17 protein-coding genes, 4 tRNA genes and 1 other RNA gene are annotated in these 20,948 nt (G+C 57.7%); 2 read left to right on the forward strand and 20 right to left on the reverse strand.

The window, feature by feature from the left end:
- Positions 1-260: 260 nt before the first annotated feature.
- The 20 genes from C9411_RS16370 to trxA all read right to left on the reverse strand — a co-directional run bounded on the left by C9411_RS16370 (position 261) and on the right by trxA (position 18,013).
- Positions 261-389, reverse strand: a non-coding RNA gene (locus tag C9411_RS16370) — RtT sRNA.
- Positions 390-421: 32 nt separating this feature from the next.
- Positions 422-498 (reverse strand) — tRNA-Pro (locus C9411_RS16375).
- A 74-nt stretch (positions 499-572) separates the two neighbouring features.
- Positions 573-659, reverse strand: a tRNA-Leu gene (locus C9411_RS16380).
- Between the two features lie 40 nt (positions 660-699).
- A tRNA-His gene (locus C9411_RS16385) sits at positions 700-775 on the reverse strand.
- Positions 776-830: 55 nt separating this feature from the next.
- Positions 831-907, reverse strand: a tRNA-Arg gene (locus C9411_RS16390).
- A 135-nt stretch (positions 908-1,042) separates the two neighbouring features.
- The gene (locus tag C9411_RS16395; protein ID WP_025304867.1) at positions 1,043-2,446 is read right to left on the reverse strand and encodes an amino acid permease; all 1,404 of its coding nucleotides are present in this window, start codon (positions 2,444-2,446) and stop codon (positions 1,043-1,045) included.
- A 365-nt stretch (positions 2,447-2,811) separates the two neighbouring features.
- Complete coding sequence (wecG, locus tag C9411_RS16400) at positions 2,812-3,552, reverse strand: lipopolysaccharide N-acetylmannosaminouronosyltransferase (protein WP_063989083.1); 741 nt, start codon at positions 3,550-3,552, stop codon at positions 2,812-2,814.
- Between the two features lie 14 nt (positions 3,553-3,566).
- Positions 3,567-4,934, reverse strand: coding sequence for an ECA oligosaccharide polymerase (gene wzyE / locus C9411_RS16405; RefSeq protein ID WP_107227496.1), 1,368 nt, complete (start codon positions 4,932-4,934; stop codon positions 3,567-3,569).
- On the reverse strand, positions 4,931-6,016 hold the full coding sequence (locus tag C9411_RS16410) for a TDP-N-acetylfucosamine:lipid II N-acetylfucosaminyltransferase (protein ID WP_063989085.1): 1,086 nt from the start codon (positions 6,014-6,016) through the stop codon (positions 4,931-4,933). Before C9411_RS16410 ends, wzyE begins: the two co-directional genes overlap by 4 nt.
- Positions 6,013-7,263, reverse strand: coding sequence for a lipid III flippase WzxE (gene wzxE / locus C9411_RS16415; RefSeq protein ID WP_107227497.1), 1,251 nt, complete (start codon positions 7,261-7,263; stop codon positions 6,013-6,015). The genes C9411_RS16410 and wzxE overlap by 4 nt, the downstream gene beginning before the upstream one ends.
- 1 nt (position 7,264) lies before the next feature.
- The gene (gene rffA, locus C9411_RS16420) at positions 7,265-8,395 is read right to left on the reverse strand and encodes a dTDP-4-amino-4,6-dideoxygalactose transaminase (RefSeq protein WP_063989087.1); all 1,131 of its coding nucleotides are present in this window, start codon (positions 8,393-8,395) and stop codon (positions 7,265-7,267) included.
- Positions 8,382-9,113, reverse strand: coding sequence for a dTDP-4-amino-4,6-dideoxy-D-galactose acyltransferase (gene rffC, locus C9411_RS16425; protein ID WP_063989088.1), 732 nt, complete (start codon positions 9,111-9,113; stop codon positions 8,382-8,384). Before rffC ends, rffA begins: the two co-directional genes overlap by 14 nt.
- Positions 9,091-9,972: a glucose-1-phosphate thymidylyltransferase RfbA gene (rfbA, locus tag C9411_RS16430; protein WP_063989089.1), complete on the reverse strand. Its 882-nt coding sequence runs from the start codon at positions 9,970-9,972 to the stop codon at positions 9,091-9,093. Before rfbA ends, rffC begins: the two co-directional genes overlap by 23 nt.
- A gap of 48 nt (positions 9,973-10,020) precedes the next feature.
- On the reverse strand, positions 10,021-11,094 hold the full coding sequence (gene rffG / locus C9411_RS16435; RefSeq protein WP_172837467.1) for a dTDP-glucose 4,6-dehydratase: 1,074 nt from the start codon (positions 11,092-11,094) through the stop codon (positions 10,021-10,023).
- Entirely contained in the window at positions 11,085-12,347 is a 1,263-nt protein-coding gene (wecC, locus tag C9411_RS16440; RefSeq protein ID WP_063989090.1) for a UDP-N-acetyl-D-mannosamine dehydrogenase, read from the reverse strand. The genes rffG and wecC overlap by 10 nt, the downstream gene beginning before the upstream one ends.
- Positions 12,344-13,474 carry a non-hydrolyzing UDP-N-acetylglucosamine 2-epimerase gene (gene wecB / locus C9411_RS16445; protein WP_063989091.1) on the reverse strand — a complete coding sequence of 377 codons (1,131 nt, stop codon included), beginning with the start codon at positions 13,472-13,474 and terminating at the stop codon, positions 12,344-12,346. The genes wecC and wecB overlap by 4 nt, the downstream gene beginning before the upstream one ends.
- Before the next feature lie 85 nt (positions 13,475-13,559).
- Positions 13,560-14,612 carry an ECA polysaccharide chain length modulation protein gene (wzzE, locus tag C9411_RS16450; protein WP_107227498.1) on the reverse strand — a complete coding sequence of 351 codons (1,053 nt, stop codon included), beginning with the start codon at positions 14,610-14,612 and terminating at the stop codon, positions 13,560-13,562.
- Positions 14,613-14,632: 20 nt separating this feature from the next.
- Positions 14,633-15,730 carry a UDP-N-acetylglucosamine--undecaprenyl-phosphate N-acetylglucosaminephosphotransferase gene (wecA, locus tag C9411_RS16455; protein WP_049233749.1) on the reverse strand — a complete coding sequence of 366 codons (1,098 nt, stop codon included), beginning with the start codon at positions 15,728-15,730 and terminating at the stop codon, positions 14,633-14,635.
- A 296-nt stretch (positions 15,731-16,026) separates the two neighbouring features.
- Positions 16,027-17,286 carry a transcription termination factor Rho gene (gene rho / locus C9411_RS16460; RefSeq protein ID WP_004934188.1) on the reverse strand — a complete coding sequence of 420 codons (1,260 nt, stop codon included), beginning with the start codon at positions 17,284-17,286 and terminating at the stop codon, positions 16,027-16,029.
- A gap of 400 nt (positions 17,287-17,686) precedes the next feature.
- Positions 17,687-18,013 (reverse strand): thioredoxin TrxA, encoded by a 327-nt coding sequence (gene trxA / locus C9411_RS16465; RefSeq protein ID WP_004934187.1) that lies wholly within the window; start codon positions 18,011-18,013, stop codon positions 17,687-17,689.
- Positions 18,014-18,144: 131 nt separating this feature from the next.
- On the opposite strand from trxA, the gene rhlB reads away from it, so the two are divergent.
- On the forward strand, positions 18,145-19,431 hold the full coding sequence (gene rhlB / locus C9411_RS16470; RefSeq protein WP_063989093.1) for an ATP-dependent RNA helicase RhlB: 1,287 nt from the start codon (positions 18,145-18,147) through the stop codon (positions 19,429-19,431).
- A gap of 5 nt (positions 19,432-19,436) precedes the next feature.
- Entirely contained in the window at positions 19,437-20,933 is a 1,497-nt protein-coding gene (gene ppx, locus C9411_RS16475; protein WP_063989094.1) for an exopolyphosphatase, read from the forward strand.
- Positions 20,934-20,948: the final 15 nt, after the last annotated feature.

Consider the following 20,948-nt stretch of genomic DNA (forward strand, 5'->3'; position numbering starts at 1 on the left):
CAAAGCCAATTTTATCTTTTTAAATCAATGAATTATTTGTCTCAACCTGACGACAGCGCGGGATGCCGTTGTCGCTGAAAACCAACACGTTTGTCGGCAGAGGCAACATGCTCATCCTTAGATACGCAAAAAGCCCGCGCATTGCTGCGCGGGCCTGCCTTCTCGTCTCGCTTCGCGAGGCTCGAACCTCCTACGGAGGTGCTCATCCTCATAAACGACAGACGAAAAAAACCTGCTTTAAAAAGCAGGTTTTTCGAAAGTGGTCGGCGAGAGAGGATTACGCGCATCGTTGATGCGCGCCCTGCGGGCCGTTGCTAAAGCAACGTTGTCTCGCTTCGCGAGGCTCGAACCTCCTGCGGAGGTACTCATCCTCATAAACTACAGGCGTAAAAAAACCGACTTGCGTCGGTTTCTTTGAAAGTGGTCGGCGAGAGAGGATTCGAACCTCCGACCCACTGGTCCCAAACCAGTTGCGCTACCAAGCTGCGCTACTCGCCGATTTGTGTTGCTCATACTACCCGATTTATCAGACCGTTGTCCATATAAATCTTATATTTATCAGATATTTTGCGTGGTGCGAAGAGAGGGACTTGAACCCTCACGTCCGTAAGAACACTAACACCTGAAGCTAGCGCGTCTACCAATTCCGCCACCTTCGCACTGTCACAAAATACTGCTAAATCTTCACTTCTTAGGAAGTGGGGTGGCTAATGGGACTCGAACCCACGACAACTGGAATCACAATCCAGGGCTCTACCAACTGAGCTATAGCCACCATTACTACTTCTTACTCACGATGTTACCACCGCAGCTCCTGCGCACAAACTTAATGGCGCGCCCGACAGGATTCGAACCTGAGACCTCTGCCTCCGGAGGGCAGCGCTCTATCCAGCTGAGCTACGGGCGCGTAGCGCCGTTGCGGGAGGGGATACTACGGATTTACGCCAATTCTGTCTAGTGCTTTTTCGCAGAAATGTTGCGTTTGATTACGCTTTGCTCACTCCCGCGCAGGAAAGCGCACTCCGTAGCCCCTTTTCACCGTTTATTGCCGCGTTTCTACCCGATTTTCAGCCGGATGATGTTTCTTGTGCATGCCGAAAGCGAAGTAACACAGGCTGACGCCCGCTAAGAAAATCGCCCCGACCAACAGGGAAATTCGCGTATCCGGGTTGATTCCCATGCCGACCAGCACGCAAACCAGAAAAGCGATAGTCAGATAGTTCACATACGGGAACATGATCGACTTAAAGCTGTGGGTTTTGATCGCTTCCTTATGGGCGCGGCGGAAATAGAGCTGGCTTATCAGCACCACGAACCACGGCACCATGCCCGGCAGCACGCTGGCGCTGTAGACATACACGAACACCTGCTCCGGATTAGGGATGATGTAGTTCAGCGCGGAACCCACCAACAGACAGGCGATGGTGACGGCGATGCAGTTCACCGGCACGCCGCTGGCGGAAAGCTTGGTCAGCGCCGCCGGCAGTTGGCGGTTCTTGGCCAGGGCGTACAGCATGCGGCCACCGCTGTACATGCCGCTGTTGCAGCCGGAGAGCGCGGCGGTCAACACCACGAAGTTGATGATGCCGGCGGCAGCGACGATGCCGATCTTGGCGAAGGTCAGCACGAACGGGCTGCCGGTAGTGCCGATGCCGTTCCACGGGAAGATGGTAACGATGACGAAGATCGCGCCGACATAGAAGATCAGGATGCGCCACAGGATATTGTTGATCGCGCGTTTCAGCGTCACCTGCGGATTCTTGGCTTCCCCGGCGGTAATGCCCACCAGCTCAACCCCCTGATAGGACGCCACCACGATGCACAGCGCAAACAGGAAGCCTTTCCAGCCACCGGCAAAGAAACCGCCGTGCGCCGTCAAATTGGCGAAACCGATAGGTTCACCGCCGTTGCCGAAACCGAAGAAGATCACCCCCAACCCCACCAGAATCATCACGATGATGGTGGTGACCTTGATCATGGCGAACCAGAACTCCAGCTCCCCATACAGGCGCACCGCCGCCAGGTTGGCCAGCGCTACCATCGCCACGGCAATCAGCGCCGGCACCCACTGCGGTATTTCCGGGAACCAGAACTGCACATACACCCCGATGGCGGTGATCTCAGAAATACCGACGGCAATCCACATAAACCAGTAGCCCCAGGCGGTCAGATAACCGAAATAGGGATTCATGTACTTATGCGCGTAAACGGCAAACGACCCGGCGACCGGCTCAAGGAACAGCATCTCCCCCATCGAACGCATAATGAAGAACACGAACAGCCCGGCGATGATGTAAGCCAGCAGTACCGACGGCCCCGCCCATTTCAGCGTACTGGCTGATCCCATAAACAGGCCGACACCGATGGTGCCCCCCAGAGCGATAAGCTCGATATGCCGGGCCTCAAGGCCCCGGTGTAGCCCTTGCGGTTTCTCTTTGTGTGCCATAAATCCTCAATAATTTTTCTCGGGTTGTGTTTGCCTGCCGGCTGCTGCCGGTCGTTATTGTCATTATTAAAAGAATAAATCATCCCCTGCCGATCGGGTTGGCATCAACGGGTAGTCGGAGCGAAGTTACCGTGAGAAGGACATCGTTCAGCGCTGTCGCATCAGGCTTCAGCGGCCAGGGATAATTTCCGGGCGGTATCGTTTCGCATTTCGCCGCTATAAGCAAACCGCAATTTAAAACTTTATGGAATAAATGCGACGGCGTTTAGGGCCGAGGGTTATAGATATGCGGGAGAAACGCGCAAAAGCAGATTATTGGTACAGCAGACCGGAGCGGAACAGCACTTTCCGCCCCGGATGAGGGGTTACATCTTGCCGCTGTAGTAGTAGCCGACAAACTTCAACAGCTTCAACTGCCGGCCGATGCGGCTTGGCTGGCTGAGCAGGCGGTAGAGCCATTCCAGACCGAGGTTCTGCCATACCTTGGGCGCACGCTTCACATGGCCGGTAAAGACGTCGTAGGTGCCGCCCACGCCCATATACAGCGCCTGCGGATGCACTGTGCGGCAGTCGCGCATCAGGATCTCCTGCTTCGGCGATCCCATCGCCACCGTCACGATAGCGGCGCCACTGGCGCGAATACGCTCGAACAGCGCCTCTCGCTGCTCCGGTTTAAAATAGCCGTCCTGGCTGCCCACCAGGTTAACATTCCACTGGTTGCGCAGCTTTTGCTCGGTTTCCGCCAAGACTTCGGGCTTGCCGCCGACCAGGAAGACCGGCGTACCTTCACGGCCGGCGCGTTGCATCAAGGCTTCCCACAGATCGGCGCCCGCAACGCGCGAAACGTCCGCCGCCGGGTATTTGCGACGAATCGAACGCACCATGCTGATGCCGTCGGCGTACTTGTACTCCGCCTCATCCAGCAACGCGTGCAGCGCCTGGTCCTCTTCCGCCTTCAGGATCTTTTCCGCGTTCATGGCCACCAGCGTGCCCTGTTTTACCCGGCCGCCGTCGAACAAAAAGTCCATGCAGTGCGCCATATCGCGAAAGCCCCACAGGCTGAAACCGCGCAGCTCATACTGCGGCACCGAAATCTTTGCTTCCATCGTTCTCATTACCCTTACAAAAGACCGTTGGCCCGAGGCGGAGACGCCAGCGCGCGAGTGCGCGTCACTCTGGCCTTGATCAACCCGGCGGTATCGAACAGCCAATACAGCAACTTCGCCAGCACCAGACAGGCGCCGAAAATAATGCAGAAGAACACCACGCGCGACACGAATGAATCCACCCCTTCGCGCGCCAACACGATGATGTTGAACACCGCGCCGAAGCAGAACCCCTGCAGAATGGCCGCCTTATAGCGGTTCGGCTCGGTTTTGCCCAACTCATACAACCAGTCGAACCACTTGATGATCATGCCCACCAGAATCGCGCCGAGCGGGATAAACAGCGCGCCGCCCATCACCACCAGCGAACCGATCAACGTCGGCGAAATCGCCAGCCCGGAGTGGTTGTTCAGCACTTCCCAGGTGAAATAGTTGGCCGAGTTCAGCACCACGTCCGGCCGGCCCGGCCATAGCCAGGTTGGGATAAAGACGTAGAAATCACGCAAGATCGGTGCCAGGCCCTGGAAATCGATCTTGTCGTAATTTTGCAGCAGCAACGCCAGGTTTTCCCACGGCGAGAAGGTATCGCGGGTCAGGTAGAGGAAGGTATAGAACGCTTCCGCGCCGCTGACATCCAGGCTATAGCGCTTCAACGCCAGCCAGAACATGCCGACCACGCCGAATATGCCCGCCGCCGCCAGCATCCACAGCGTGATCCAGCCGCGCACGATGCCGATAAACAGGAACAGCGCGAAGGCGATGATGATGTTGGCGCGGGTGCCGCCGACGATCACGTAGGTCAGAATACCGAATGCCACCGTCGCCACCAGGAACAAGAACCAGGCACGCAGATCCTGCCGCAGGAAATAGACCACCAGCATCGCCGGAATGAAGAAGTAGAAGAACCGCTTGAGCGCCACGCCAGACACGTCGCTGGAGAAGATCTGGCTGTAGGAATTGAGCTTGAACAGCAAGAAGCCGTTCTGCATGAAGAAGATCCCAACGGTACCGATCGCCACCAATGCCAGCAGCACCCAGGTCATATGAGTCTCTACCCGGTTCATGGTAAACAGCGCCGCGCGCGGCTGGGCGCGGCGCTTGCGCAGCCGGGTCTTGTAAGTGACGTAATAGATGGCGTAAAACGCCGTCGCCGACAGCAGGGCGTACAACAGGAACTCCACCGGCACCACCTCGACGTCAAACTGAAACACCAGCAAGCAGGTCAAAGGAAAACCGAAATAGAACGTCAGCAAATACAGCAGCGAGAAGAAGACGTTGAAGTTAAAGCGCACGCGCCGAAACTCCTGGTAGGTCAGCGTCAGGATAAACGTCAGGCTGACCAGGTAGACGACAAACAGGCCGCCGAATTGCGCCAACGTCATGAGCTTTCTCCCGCCGCCAACGCCAGGGCTTGCTGCCAGCCGTCGACATAGTTCGGATTGAAGAAGGCGATCGCCTGTTTATCCACCGCCGCCAGCTGACGCTGCGCTTCACGCACCACCGCCTCGTCCAGCGAATCGCCGTAGAACAGCACCGGCAGATGCTGTTCCGCCAAATCCTGCCAGAACGGGTTTTGCCGGCTGAGCACAAAAGGCACGCCGAACTGAATCAGCAGGCACAGGGTGCCAATCCCCTGCTGGCGATTGAAAATGAAATAGCCCAGATCGCAGGCGCGCAGAATATTGAGGTAGTCCTCGAACGCCACCTGCTGCGTGAGCAGCTGCAGGTTTTTCTCGCCGAACAGCGGCAACCCGGCGGCGCGTACCTGCTCGATGTAGGCATCGTTGTTGGCCGGATAACCCATCGGCAGGATCACGCGCACGTCGGCGCCGAACTGCTGATGAATCGCCCGCAGCGCTTCGATATGCCGATTGCTGCGATCGCCAGAGTTACCCACCAGAATCGTCATCGGCCCGGCCAGGTTTTTCTCGACGTGAACGTCGGTCAGCGCCGGATCCATGCGGGTCGGGAAGTACAGCAGCGAGGCTGGCACCCGCGCATGGCGCTGCTGGTAGTGAATCACGTCGCCGCGAGTGGCAAACACATTCCCTACTCGCCCCTGCGCAATGCGGCGCAGCAGATAGAACAGACGGAATTTCCAGCTGGTGGCGTCTTCATACAGATCGGCGCCCCAGATATGCCAACTGACCTGACGCGCCTTGATCTTGCCGCTCAACAGCGCCAGCCACAGCCCCGGATTGAACTGGCCGTGCAGGAAGAAGCGCGCATCGCGATCGGCCTGGGCACGGGCGATGACCGCTGCCGCCAGGCTTTTCTTGTCTGCGTAGGGCTCAATGTTCAGGGCGGGGAAATCTCCCAGCGCCGCCACATCCTTGGCCGCCACCATAAAATGCCGCGTTTGCTCAGCAGGCAGACGCGGCACCAGCACGTCGTTGAAGAAGCGCAGCACCGTCTGGTTATGATGCGGGATATCGGATCCCAGAACGTGAATCAGTGTGGTCATACTCGTCTACGATAAATAAGAAACACGCAGCTACAGAGCGCGAAATACACGATGTAGGTTGCCATATAGGCCTGAGCCGCCCCCAGCGCGCCATGCAGCGGGATCAGCCAGTGCGAGAACAGCGTCAGCAGCAGAAACTGGCTGACTTCCGTCAGGATATAGAAGCGCAGCGACGCTTTGGCGATCACCAGATAGCCGAACACATAGGCCCCGACTTTCAGCACGTCGCCCACCAGCTGCCAGGCAAACAGATCGCGCATGGCAACAAACTTGTCCGAGAACAGCAGCCAAATAGCGAAATCGCGCAGCACCCAAACCGTAAAGCTCGCCACCGCTACCGCCGGCAGCACGAATTTCAGCGAGCGCACGATCTCCCGCGAGATAGCGCCCTTGTCCGTAAGCCGCGACAGCGTCGGCAGCAGATAGACGGTAAACGAAGCGGTGATGAACTGCAGATAGGCATCGGAAATGCTGCTGACGCCCTGCCAAATCCCCACCTCATCCCAGCCGTAATGGGCAGCCAACAGGTTACGCATCATCACGTAGGCCACCGGCAGCGTCACCGAGGTGATCAACGCCATGAGGGTGAATTTGCCGAGGTTGCCGGCCACGAGTTTGTCCCAACGCGGCGCCAGATAGCGCAGCGGCAGCGTTTTGCGCCGCCACAGCATCAGCCCGGCAGGCAACACCACCAACGCCGGCACCAGCGCCAGCCCCGCCAGCGCGCCTTCATAGCCCCCCAGCTTGAAGCACAGGTAATAAGCTACCACGCCAATCAGGCTGCCGCCGATCACCGCCAGCGCATTGCCCATCGCATCGCGATAGCCTTTCAGCACCGCCATGAACAGGTTGGCGTAGGCGATGCCCATCTGAATGAAGGCGACGGCGCGCACTACATCGACGTAATCGGCATGCCCGAACAACCCAATGCTGATCGGTTCGGCAGCGAACAGAAACACCAGCGCCAGCAAGGTCGAAAAAACCAGCACGATGCTCGACGCGGTGCCCACCGCCAGACGCAGACGCTGCGGATCCTGGTGGTACTCCGCCACGTATTTGGTGATGCCGTTAAAAATGCCCGCGCCGGACAGCACGCCCAGCACGGTAATCAACTGGCGGAAGTTACCCGCCTGCCCCACCCCGCTGGGGCCAAACGCCACCGCCAGCAGTTTCACTACCAACAGCCCCACGCCGATTTTGATCAGCGTGGAGCCGGCGGTCCATATCGATGCTTTTGCCAACGACATATCAGGCGAAGAAGCTCAGAATGGTATTGATTACCGTACGCTGATTGACATCAGACATATTGTAGAACAGCGGCAAACGCACCAGGCGCGCGCTTTCCTGTGTGGTGTAACGATCTTCACCGGCAAAGCGACCGAACTGTTCACCGGCCGGGCAATCATGCAGCGGGATATAGTGGAACACCGCCATGATTTCGGCTTCCTTCAGGTAGTCGATAAAGGCCGTGCGCTCTTCGATATCACGCAGCTTGATATAGAACATATGCGCGTTATGCACGCAGTCCGCCGGCACGATCGGCAACTCGATGCGCCCTGACTGCGCCAACGGCAGGAAGCTGTCGTAGTACTTCTGCCACAGTGCCAAACGGCGCTGGTTGATGCGTTCCGCCACTTCCAACTGGCCCCACAGGTAGGCGGCCTGCAGGTCAGACATCAGATAGCTGGAACCGATGTCGCGCCAGGTATATTTATCGACCTGGCCACGGAAGAACTGGCTGCGGTTGGTGCCTTTTTCGCGGATGACTTCCGCCCGATCGATCAAGGCCGGATCGTTCACCAGCGTCGCGCCGCCTTCGCCGCCGGCGGTGTAGTTTTTGGTTTCATGGAAGCTGAAACAACCGATATGGCCAATGGTGCCCAATGCCTTGCCTTTGTAGGTCGACATCACGCCCTGCGCGGCGTCTTCCACCACGAACAGGTTATATTTCTTCGCCAGCGCCATGATGGTATCCATCTCGCAGGCAACGCCGGCATAGTGCACTGGCACAATCGCGCGGGTTTTATCGGTGATCGCCGCTTCGATTTTGGTTTCGTCGATGTTCATGGTGTCCGGACGCAGGTCGACGAATACCACTTTAGCGCCGCGCAGCACAAAGGCGTTGGCGGTAGAAACGAAGGTAAAGCTCGGCATGATCACTTCGTCACCCGGCTGAATATCCAGCAAGATGGCGGCCATTTCCAACGACGCGGTGCAGGAAGGCGTCAACAACACTTTCGCGCTGCCGAAACGCTGTTCCATCCACTGCTGGCAGCGACGGGTGAAACCGCCGTCGCCGCACAATTTGCCGCTGCCCATGGCAGCCTGCATATATTCCAGTTCAGTGCCAACAACCGGTGGAGCGTTAAATGGAATCATGTCTACCTCTGTATAACCAATACGCGGTGCTTTCAATCACGGCACCCTGTCGTTGATAGAGTCGTAATGCGGCGATATTGCTTATCTGGGTCGCAACCCGCAGGCGCTGCATCCCCTGCTGCCGACATTCGGCGATCGCCGCGGCCATCAGCCTGGCGCCCACGCCCCGGCCGGATGCGCCAGGGAAAGCCGCCAGCAGGCCGATACGCATTTCCTGACCGCCAATGTCACGCAGGCTGACAAAGCCTTCGGGTTGCCCCTGGTTGTCCAGAGCCAACAGGCACTGATGATCGAACGTGCCTAAAACGGCCTTTTCAATCCACAAAGCATAAAACCGGCCGCTGTCATCAGGTTGATACCAAGGTGCGCGAAAGCGGCTGACGGTGAACGCCTGAGCCGCCGCGGCACGCAATGCCGGGATATCGGACTCGGTTGCCAGACGGGAAGTCTGGGCTCCGTCGCCGGGTTCCGCCGCTCGTTCACGCTCAAGAGCCAGGACCAGATCGACCTCACCCTCAACCAGACGAAATCCCAAGCCGGCGAGACTATCCGCCAATGCCAGTTGCTGCGCGGGAATTTTTGCCTGCACCAGGGCATAAGCCGCCAGATCGGCTTCGACAAGCACCGGAGCCGAGGAGGAGAAGCCGAGTTTCGCGCTGTCTAGTGCGAAAAACTCGCTTTCCCATGACAAAGGCTCAATAGTGGCGTGGACGCGCATGCAGCAGATCCAGCAAATACTTGCCGTAGCCCGTTTTGGACAATGAGGTGGCGGCGCGTTTCAACCCCTTGTCATCCAGCCAGCCGTTACGCCAGGCGATCTCTTCCAGACAGGCGATTTTAAAGCCCTGACGCTTTTCTACCGTCTGCACGAAGCTGCTGGCTTCCAGCAGGCTGTCGTGAGTCCCGGTGTCCAGCCAGGCGAAACCACGCCCCAACAGCTCGACGGTCAGTTCACCACGCTCCAGATACATCTGGTTGATGCTGGTGATTTCCAGCTCGCCGCGTTCGGAAGGCTTCACCTGCTTGGCAAACTCCACCACCTGGCTATCGTAGAAGTACAGGCCGGTCACCGCCCAATCGGATTTCGGTTTCTTCGGCTTTTCTTCGATCGACAGCGCGCGGAAATTTTCGTCAAACTCCACGACGCCAAAGCGTTCGGGATCCATCACCTGATAACCGAACACGGTGGCACCTTCGGTGCGAGCCGCGACGGTTTTTAATTTCGGGCTGAAAGATTGGCCGAAGAAGATGTTATCTCCCAACACCAGGCAGCAAGAATCGCCGTTGATAAACTCCTCGCCGATCAGAAACGCCTGCGCCAGACCTTCCGGCTTAGGCTGCGCAGCGTAGCTGAGATTGACGCCGAACTGTTCGCCGTTACCCAACAAACGCTCGAAGGACGGCAGATCTTCCGGAGTCGAGATGATCAAAATGTCGCGGATCCCCGCCAACATCAGTACCGACATCGGGTAATAGATCATCGGCTTGTCATAAATCGGCAGCAGTTGCTTGGACACGCCACGAGTAATCGGATGCAGACGCGTACCGGAACCGCCAGCCAGAATAATACCTTTCATACTTACTCCAAAACCCGCCGCGCCGGCGCAAAGCGACGCGGCGTTAAATTAATCTGACAGCCCCAAACGCTCACCGGCATAAGAACCGTCTTGCACCCGGCGCCACCAGGTTTCGTTAGCCAGATACCAGGCCACCGTCTTGCGAATGCCGCTTTCGAAGGTTTCCTGCGGCCGCCAGCCCAACTCACGATCGATTTTGCCGGCGTCGATGGCATAACGCATATCGTGGCCAGGGCGATCCTTCACGTAAGTGATCAGATCGCGGTAGTTCGCCACGCCCTGCGGCTTATTCGGCGCGAGTTCTTCCAGCAGATCGCAAATGGTCTGCACCACTTCGATATTCTTGCGCTCGTTATGGCCACCGATATTGTAAGTTTCGCCCACCACGCCTTCGGTCACAACCTGATAGAGCGCGCGCGCGTGATCCTCGACATACAGCCAGTCGCGCACCTGCGCGCCGTTGCCGTATACCGGCAGCGGTTTGCCGGCTACCGCATTCAGAATCACCAACGGAATCAACTTCTCCGGGAAGTGATAAGGGCCGTAGTTGTTCGAACAGTTGGTCACAAGGGTCGGCAGACCGTAGGTGCGCAACCAGGCACGCACCAAATGATCGCTCGACGCTTTGGAGGCGGAATACGGACTGCTCGGCGCATACGGTGTGGTTTCGGTAAACAGATCGTCGGTGCCGTGCAGGTCGCCATACACTTCGTCGGTGGAGATATGATGGAAACGGAAAGCCAGCTTCTTCTCCGCCGCCAACGGCTGCCAGTAATGGCGCGCCGCTTCCAGCATAGTGTAAGTGCCAACCACGTTGGTCTCGATAAAGGCCGCCGGGCCGTCGATAGAGCGATCGACGTGGCTTTCCGCCGCCAGGTGCATCACTACGTCCGGCTGATACTGGGCAAATACCCGATCCAGCTCGGCGCGATCGCAGATGTCGACCCGCTCGAAAGCATAGCGCTCGCTCTCGGCCACCACCGCCAGCGACTCGAGGTTACCGGCATAGGTCAGCTTATCCACCACCACCACACTATCGCCGGTGGCCTCGATGATGTGCCGCACAACTGCGGAGCCAATGAAACCGGCACCACCGGTAACTAAAATACGTTTCAACGCCATACTCCTTTGGTATCAACAACCCATGTTTGTTTTACATCTTCCGGCCGGATGGCCTTGAACTGTTGGTGATCGACCAACATCACGATCACATCGGCCTGCTGCAACGCCTCAGCGATTGGCGTCAACGTCACATGACCCGCCAACGAAGTCGGCAACTGTTCGACGTTCGGTTCCACCGCCAGCGTTTCGCCGACGTGCCATTCAGCGATCAAATGGGCAACTTCCACCGCAGGGCTTTCACGCAGATCGTCGATATTCGGCTTGAAGGCCAGGCCGAAGCAGGCAATTTTCACCTCGGACGCGCGCTTGTCGGTGGCGGCCAGGCAATCGGCCACCGCCGCTTTCACCCGGTCGACCACCCACAACGGTTTACCGTCGTTCACCAGGCGAGCGGTGTGGATCAGGCGCGCCTGCTGCGGGTTCTGCGCCACGATAAACCACGGATCGACGGCGATACAGTGACCGCCGACGCCCGGCCCCGGCTGCAGAATATTCACCCGTGGATGGCGATTCGCCAGGCGGATCAGTTCCCAGACGTTGATCCCCTGTTCGGCGCAAATCAACGACAATTCGTTGGCAAAGGCGATATTCACGTCGCGGAAGCTGTTTTCCGTCAGCTTGCACATCTCGGCAGTGCGCGAGTTGGTGATCACGCATTCGCCCTCGAGGAAAATCTTGTACAGCGCGCTGGCACGTTCCGAGCACTTCGGCGTCATGCCACCGATCACCCGGTCGTTTTGAATCAGTTCCACCATCACCTGCCCCGGCAGTACGCGCTCTGGGCAGTAGGCGATATTCACGTCCGCCGCTTCGCCCGCTTGTTGCGGGAAGCTAAGATCGCTGCGCGCCTGCGCCAGCCATTCCGCCATCTGTTCGGTGGCACCTACCGGCGAGGTGGACTCCAGGATCACCAGATCGCCTTTTTTCAGCACCGGCGCCAGCGATTTCGCCGCCGTTTCGACATAGGCCAGATCCGGCTCGTGATCGCCCTTGAACGGCGTAGGCACCGCGATCAGGAACGCATCGGCCGCCAGCGGTTTGGTCACCGCTTGCAGGAAACCGCCGTCGACGGCGTCCTTGACCACTTTGTCCAGATCCGGCTCGACGATGTGGATCGCACCGCGGTTAATGGTATCTACCGCATGTTGGTTAACATCTACACCCACCACTTTTTTCTTGCGGGAAGCGAACGCCGCCGCCGTTGGCAAGCCGATATAACCCAGGCCGATAACCGAAATAGTGTCAAAACTCATAGTGTCACCTGATGATTCTTTAAAGCTTCGAGGATACGCTGACAGGCATGTCCGTCACCGTATGGGTTATGCGCCCGACTCATCGCGTGATATTCGCTTTCGTCCGTCAACAGCCGGGTCACCGCTTCAACAATTTTGGCTACATCGGTGCCGACCAGGCGTACCGTGCCCGCATCTATCGCTTCCGGGCGTTCGGTGGTGTCGCGCATCACCAGCACCGGTTTGCCTAACGATGGTGCCTCTTCCTGAATACCGCCGGAATCGGTCAGGATCATATAGGCTTGAGTCATCAAATAGACAAACGGCAGATAATCCTGCGGCTCGATCAGCATGACGTTGTCGATACCTTTCAAGATGCGATTCACCGGCTCACTGACGTTCGGATTGAGATGCACCGGATACACTACCTGCACTTCCGGGTGGTTGCGGGCAATCTCCGCCAGCGCGCTGCAAATTCGCTCAAAGCCGCCGCCAAAGCTTTCGCGGCGATGGCCGGTGACCAGAATCAGTTTCTTGTCGGCATCGAGGAACGGGTAACGCTGCGCCAGGTCAGCTCGCAGCGCGGCATCGCTCATCACACGGTCACGCACCCAGAACAGCGCATCGATCACCGTATTGCCGGTCACGAAAATACGGTTGTCCGGCAGCAGCTCGCGCAACAGATTTTGTCGCGAGTTTTCGGTTGGCGCGAAATGGTACATCGCCAGATGGCCGGTCAGTTTGCGGTTGGCCTCTTCCGGCCACGGAGAATACAGATTGCCGGTGCGCAGCCCGGCCTCGACATGCCCAACGGGAATGCGTTGATAGAACGCCGCCAGGCTGGTCGCCAGCGTGGTAGTGGTATCGCCGTGCACCAGCACCACGTCCGGTTTGAAGTCTTCCAACACCCCTTTCAGCCCTTCCAGGATGCGACAGGTGATTTCCGTTAACCCCTGGCCGGGTTTCATGATGTTCAGGTCGTAATCCGGCGTGATCTCAAACAACCGCAATACCTGATCCAACATCTCACGATGCTGTGCCGTTACGCAGACTCTTGCGTCAAAGGCCTCATCCTGGGCCAGTGCATGTACCAGCGGCGCCATTTTAATGGCTTCAGGTCTGGTGCCGAAAACAGTCAACACTTTCACAGCGAATCTCTTTTGGTCGGTTAATCGCAGGCCCCGCCTGCGAATGGGGCGCTCACGCGCCCTGCATCAGATTATTATATTATTTTTAACTACGCGGCCGACGCGCCAAGGCAACACCCGCGCCAACCAAAGCGCCCATCGCGCCCCACAAAATCAGCCAGAAGACCCGGCGCGGGCTGTCGCGTTTTACCGGCTCTTCCGGCGTGCGCAAATAACGATAGGTCTGGAACTTCTCATCCAAGGTCGGGCCAACGTTCAGCGTCGCCAGCATCGCACGGTTCTGATCGTAATCCAGGTCATAGGTCGGGCCGGAGGCCTGCAGGCCTTCCAGACGCGCCTGCAGCATTGACCGGCCCAGCAGGAACAGATCCGAATCCGGCAGTTGCTCGGCCGGAGTGTCGGTTTGCGTGCGGCTGATCCCTTGGCTTTCGGCGATTTTCAGCGCCTGCTGCGTGGTGTTCAGCTCGCGCTTGTAAACCGACTCCGCCACCGCTTCCTGGCGCTTAACCTGCGCTTTCATCGAGGTGGTGCGAGCGGCCCACGCCCCCTGAATCTCTTCATTCAGGTGCAGGGCAGCGCGGTGGCTGGCGAAGGCCACGTATTGACGCAGCAGGCGGTTGGCGTCCGCAGCGGTTTCCGCCGTCAGCTTCACGCCGTCGTTCGGCACTTTTTTGTCGTCGCGCGGCGTGAACAGGATGTTGTTGATCAGCTCGTCGAGCAGCGCCGCATCGGCGCGGGCATCCCCTTCCTGACGTTGCTTGTAGTAATCGCTCTGCAGCCAGAAATCGCGACGCGTATCGTAAGCCGCCAGCTGCATGATGAACTCATTGTAAGCTTCATCCGCGATGCTCGGCTGATCGCCGGCCGTCGCCGGCAGCGTGCGCACGTCCAGATTACGCAGGAACTGCTGCTGGGAGTAGTAACCGCCCAACGCATTCACCCTGGGCTTATCGGTGATTGCGGTCGCGCTCCACTCTTGCTTAACCAGATAAGAGACGATCAACGCGACCGCCGCGAACAGCACCGCAATGCCGATAATCCACGGTTTGCCACGCCACAGGGTGCAGCACAGGCCGCGGATATCGAGTTCGTTATCCACCGTCGGGATATGCTTGTCAGACGTTGTTTCTGGATTCATCACAGCCAAAAAGCCTCTGGTTAAGATACTTGCTTGTTATCGCTCGAACGCCGCAGGCGACGCTTGATACGCTTAATGTACCGCGCAACCCGCCAGGCGCGCTTGATGCAGTAACCGTACAGGAAGAAAGCAAGCAAGAATAATGCCAACATAACCCACTCTGGGATAAAAGTCAGGCGTTCGCCGATCACGCCAACCGCCGCCAGCAATGCGGCCGCCAGGGTGATCAACACGAAAGCCTGCCGCGGCGTAAAGCCGGCGCGCATGATCAGGTGGTGAATATGTTGACGATCGGGAGAGAAGGGGCTCATCCCCTTGCGTAAACGACGATACATGATTGCTATCATGTCCATCAGCGGAATAGCGATGATCCACAGCGCGGTCACCGGGTTAATCGAGTGTGCCTTACCCTGCGAGCTTTGCAGCAGCAGCCAAATGGCGGTAAAGCCGATCAGGGTACTGCCGGCGTCCCCCATGAAGACCTTATAACGGCGGCCGAGGATGCCGAGGTTGAGCAAAATATAGGGAACGATGGTGGCGATCATCGCAAAGCACCAGAAGGCCATCTCATGGTGGCCACTCAGGTACAGCAACAGACCCAGCGCGCCGAAGGAGACGCACGACAGCCCACCCAGCAAGCCATCAATGCCGTCGACCATGTTGAAGGCGTTGATCGCCGCCCATACCGCGAACAGCGTCACCAGATAGCCGAACGGCCCCAGCAACATCTCCCAGTCGCCCAGCACATGGCCGAAGCTGCGCAGATACAGACCGGCGAACACCATCATGGCAATGCCGACCAACGCCTGCACCAAGGCGCGGATTTTAACGCTGATGTCGAAACGATCGTCGAGCGCGCCCACAAACACCAGAATGCCGGCGCAGGTAAGATAAAGCTTGGCGTGCGCGATAGGTTGTTCCGAAATCCAAAACGCGAAGCACAATCCGGCATAAACGGAAATACCGCCGACCAGCGGAATCAGCCCCTGATGGCGTTTGCGATAATTGGGTTTATCTACCAGACCAATACGTTTTGCCGCCTTGCGGGCAACAAAGAGAAAAGCCAAAGAAAACAGGAAAACAAATAGAATTTCAGTACTCATAGTGAGTAAGTTCACAGTTAACAGATCTCTGTAGAAGATAAGGCAGCTTACCACGGGCAATAGCTTGTGCCATCGGCCCCCGCCACCTTTCGGTCATTTCCTATGACAACGGTGATTCATGCCTATTTTCTTCGCATCAGCTGACAAAACGACAGCAGCAAAGCCGACCGGCGCAGAGCCGACCGACAAACAAGATGAATTCTCAATAAGTCGAGGAAACAACTTACTTTTCCATTACTGCTACTTATCGTATCCGCCAAAAGCAAAAAACGCCACGACTAGGCGTGGCGTTCAGCGAATTTTTTAACGAATTATGAGCGTTTCATCATATCGAAGAATTCATCGTTGGTTTTAGTCATCGCCAACTTATTAATGAGGAACTCCATCGCGTCAATCTCACCCATCGGGTGAATGATCTTGCGCAGGATCCACATTTTTTGCAGCTCTTCGGAGGTGGTGAGCAGCTCTTCTTTACGGGTACCGGAGCGGTTGTAATCGATCGCAGGGAATACGCGTTTCTCGGCGATTTTACGCGCCAGGTGCAATTCCATGTTGCCGGTACCTTTAAATTCTTCGTAGATCACTTCGTCCATCTTCGAACCGGTATCAACCAGCGCGGTCGCGATGATGGTCAGGCTGCCGCCCTCTTCCACGTTACGTGCCGCACCGAAGAAACGCTTCGGACGATGCAGGGCGTTGGCGTCCACACCACCGGTCAGCACCTTGCCGGAAGCCGGTACCACGGTGTTGTAGGCACGCGCCAGACGGGTGATGGAGTCGAGCAGAATGATCACGTCTTTCTTGTGCTCAACCAGGCGCTTGGCCTTCTCGATTACCATTTCGGCCACTTGCACGTGGCGCGAAGCCGGTTCGTCGAAGGTCGATGCGATCACTTCGCCTTTCACCAGGCGCTGCATCTCGGTCACTTCTTCCGGACGTTCGTCGATCAGCAGCACCATCAGCACGCAGTCTGGGTGGTTGTAAGCGATGCTCTGCGCAATGTTCTGCAGCAGCATGGTTTTACCGGCTTTCGGCGGTGCCACGATCAGGCCGCGCTGGCCGCGGCCAATCGGTGCCGCCAGGTCCAGTACGCGCGCCGTCAGGTCTTCGGTCGAGCCGTTGCCGCGCTCCATCCGCAGACGGGAATTGGCGTGCAGCGGCGTCAAGTTCTCGAACAGGATCTTGCTGCGGGCGTTTTCCGGCTTGTCGTAGTTGACTTCGTTGACTTTCAACAGGGCAAAATAGCGCTCGCCTTCTTTTGGCGGACGAATCTTACCGGAAATGGTGTCACCTGTGCGGAGGTTGAAACGGCGGATTTGGCTAGGGGATACATAGATGTCGTCGGGACCGGCGAGGTAGGAACTGTCTCCAGAGCGGAGGAAACCGAATCCATCCTGCAATATCTCGAGCACGCCGTCGCCGAAGATATCTTCCCCGCTTTTCGCATGTTGCTTCAGAATGGAGAAGATAATGTCCTGCTTGCGCATGCGGGCAAGGTTTTCCAGCCCCATATTTTCGCCGAGAGTAATCAGCTCAGAAACCGGCGTATTCTTTAATTCGGTAAGATTCATAGTGGTGGGTTCTTAAACTCGGGGTATGTCTCGAACTTGTATCGTGAATGGTATGGCAGCGAAATGCGTGCCTGTTTACTGGACGTTCGATCACCGGGCGCAGAGCCGTCGCGGTAAGAAATGGCTTACATCGGGCGCACGCATTGACGGTTGAAGATCGAAGGTACCTTAAAAATGATTTTTGCAAAACCGTTTGATTGCCAAAACACGGGCTGAGTTCAGTTTACTTTCAACGCCAGTGGTTCGACACAGAGTATAGCTTTAGATTCAAACTCTTTAGATTTAAAACTTCGGGCAAGTTCTATATGCAGTGTGGTTAAACTTAACACGCTTCTTGGCAGGCGTCTAGCGGTGAATTGAACATCACCGCCAGGCGCCTGATACGGGGCTTCCCGCCCGATTACAGATTCGCGTTCAGGAAATCTTTGAGCTGACCTTTGGACAACGCGCCAACCTTGGTCGCGGCCACTTCACCGTTCTTGAACAGCAACAGCGTAGGGATGCCACGGATACCGTACTTAGGCGCGGTAGCCGGGTTCTGATCGATATTCAGCTTGGTGATGGTCAGTTTGCCTTCGAACTCTTCGGCAATCTCATCCAGAATCGGAGCAATCATCTTGCACGGCCCACACCATTCAGCCCAGAAATCGACCAGGATCGGCCCTTCCGCTTTCAGCACGTCAGCTTCGAAGCTGCTGTCAGTCAGGTGAATAATTTTATCGCTCATGTTCTACTCCACAGGATTATGTCTACCTTGTTGGTGTAGCATTAACCAACTCAAGGTGATTTTAATGCACCGCGTTTATTTCAACGGATGTGCTTTCGTAAAGCAATAGTTAGCTGATATTCTACCACACTATGAGCAAAACACACTTGACCGAACAGAAGTTTTCCGACTTCGCCCTGCACCCGTTAGTCCTTGAAGCCCTTGAGAAAAAAGGGTTTCACAATTGCACGCCCATCCAGGCGTTAGCATTGCCGCTCACGCTCTCCGGGCGTGACGTTGCAGGTCAGGCGCAAACCGGTACCGGAAAGACGCTGGCGTTTTTGGCGTCTACTTTTCACTATTTGCTGACTCACCCGGCGAAACAGGATCGCCAGACCAATCAGCCGCGCGCCTTGATCATGGCGCCTACGCGTGAACTGGCGGTGCAAATCCACTCCGATGCAGAAGCGCTCTCCCAGAGCACCGGCCTGAAACTGGGCCTGGCCTACGGCGGCGACGGCTATGACAAACAGCTGAAAGTGCTGGAAAGCGGCGTGGACATTCTGATTGGCACCACCGGCCGTTTAATCGATTACACCAAGCAGAACTATGTCGATCTCGGCGCGATGCAGGTCGTCGTGCTGGATGAAGCCGATCGCATGTACGATCTCGGCTTTATCAAAGACATCCGTTGGCTGTTCCGCCGTATGCCTACGGCCGATCAACGCCTGAACATGCTGTTCTCCGCCACTCTGTCCTATCGCGTACGCGAACTGGCCTTCGAGCAGATGAACAACGCCGAATATGTTGAAGTGGAACCGGAACAGAAAACCGGCCACCGCATTAAAGAAGAGCTGTTCTACCCGTCCAACGAAGAAAAAATGCGTCTGCTGCAGACGCTGATCGAAGAAGAGTGGCCGGATCGCGCCATCATCTTCGCCAACACCAAGCACCGCTGCGAAGACATCTGGGGCCATCTGGCCGCCGACGGTCACCGCGTCGGCCTGCTGACCGGTGACGTGGCGCAGAAAAAACGCCTGCGCATCCTCGACGACTTCACCAAAGGCAACCTCGATATTCTGGTCGCCACCGACGTCGCCGCGCGCGGTCTGCACATTCCTGCCGTCACCCACGTCTTCAACTACGATCTGCCTGACGATTGCGAAGATTACGTGCACCGCATTGGCCGTACCGGCCGTGCAGGCGCCAGCGGCCACTCCATCAGCCTGGCATGTGAAGAGTACGCGCTCAACCTGCCGGCGATCGAGACCTATATCGATCACAGCATTCCGGTGAGCAAGTACAACAGCGATGCGCTGCTGACCGATTTGCCGGCGCCGAAGCGCCTGTCGCGCCCGCGCGGCGGCAACGGCCCACGTCGCAACTCCGCGCCTCGTCGCGGCGGCGCGCCGCGCAACAACCGTAAACGCCCGAGCTGATTGCCATGCTCAGCTCCAGCACGCTTTATGCTGCCATCGATCTCGGCTCCAACAGCTTCCACATGTTGGTGGTGCGCGAGGTGGCCGGCAGCATTCAGACTCTGGCGCGGATCAAGCGCAAGGTGCGCCTGGCGGCCGGGCTGGATCAGAACAATCACCTGTCGCATGAGGCCATGCAGCGCGGCTGGCAGTGCCTGCGGCTGTTCTCCGAACGCCTGCAGGACATCCCGCGCGAGCAGATCCGCGTCGTCGCTACCGCCACGCTGCGCCTGGCGTCTAACGCCAATGAGTTCCTGCAGGTCGCCGAGCAAATCCTCGGCTGCCCGGTGCAGGTGATCAGCGGCGAAGAAGAGGCGCGGCTGATTTATCACGGCGTCGCGCACACTACCGGCGGGCCGGAGCAGCGGCTGGTCGTCGACATCGGCGGTGGCAGCACCGAACTGGTCACCGGCACCGGCGCACAGGCATCGCAGCTGTATAGTCTGTCGATGGGCTGCGTCACCTGGCTGGAGCGCTACTTCAGCGATCGCAATCTTGGGCAAGAAAACTTCGAGCGCGCCGAACAGGCCGCACGCGAAATGGTGCGGCCGATCGCACCGCAGCTGCGCCAGCAAGGTTGGCAGATCTGCGTCGGCGCTTCCGGCACCGTGCAGGCGCTGCAGGAGATCATGGTGGCGCAAGGCATGGACGAACGCATCACCCTGCCCAAGCTGCGCCAGCTGAAACAGCGCGCCATTCAGTGCGGCAAGCTGGAAGAGTTGGAGATCGAAGGGTTGACGCTGGAGCGCGCGCTGGTCTTCCCGAGCGGCCTGTCCATTCTGTTGGCCATCTTCCAGGAGCTGGGCATCGAGAGCATGATGCTGGCCGGCGGGGCGCTGCGTGAAGGCCTGGTTTACGGCATGCTGCATCTGCCGGTGGAGCAGGATATTCGCATCCGCACCATCCGCAACCTGCAGCGCCGTTACCTGATCGACACCGAGCAAGCCGAGCGCGTCAGCCAGCTCGCCGCCAATTTCTCGCAGCAGGTCGCCAACGAGTGGCAGCTGGACGCACGATGTCGCGAGCTGTTGCACAGCGCCAGCCTGATCCACGAACTCGGCCTTAGCGTCGATTTCAAGCAGGCGCCGCAACACGCTGCCTACCTGATCCGCCACCTGGACTTACCCGGCTTTACCCCGGCGCAGAAAAAACTGCTGGCCACCCTGCTGCAAAACCAGAGCAACCCTCTCGACCTGTCGCTGTTGAACCAGCAAAACGCCCTGCCGCCGCGTACTGCGCAGCGTCTGTGCCGCATTTTGCGCCTGGCGATCATCTTCGCCAGCCGCCGCCGCGACGACACGCTGCCGGCGGTGCGTTTACGCGCCAATCAGGACGATGAACTGACGGTGATCTTGCCGCCGGGTTGGTTGGAACAGCATCCGCTGCGCGCCGAGGCGCTGGAGCAGGAAAGCCACTGGCAGAGCTACGTCCACTGGACGCTGCGGTTGGAAGAACAACGTTAAAATGACCAGGGTGCG

The sequence above is a fragment of the Serratia sp. Nf2 genome, assembly GCF_003028435.1.
Classification (GTDB): domain Bacteria; phylum Pseudomonadota; class Gammaproteobacteria; order Enterobacterales; family Enterobacteriaceae; genus Serratia; species Serratia marcescens_L.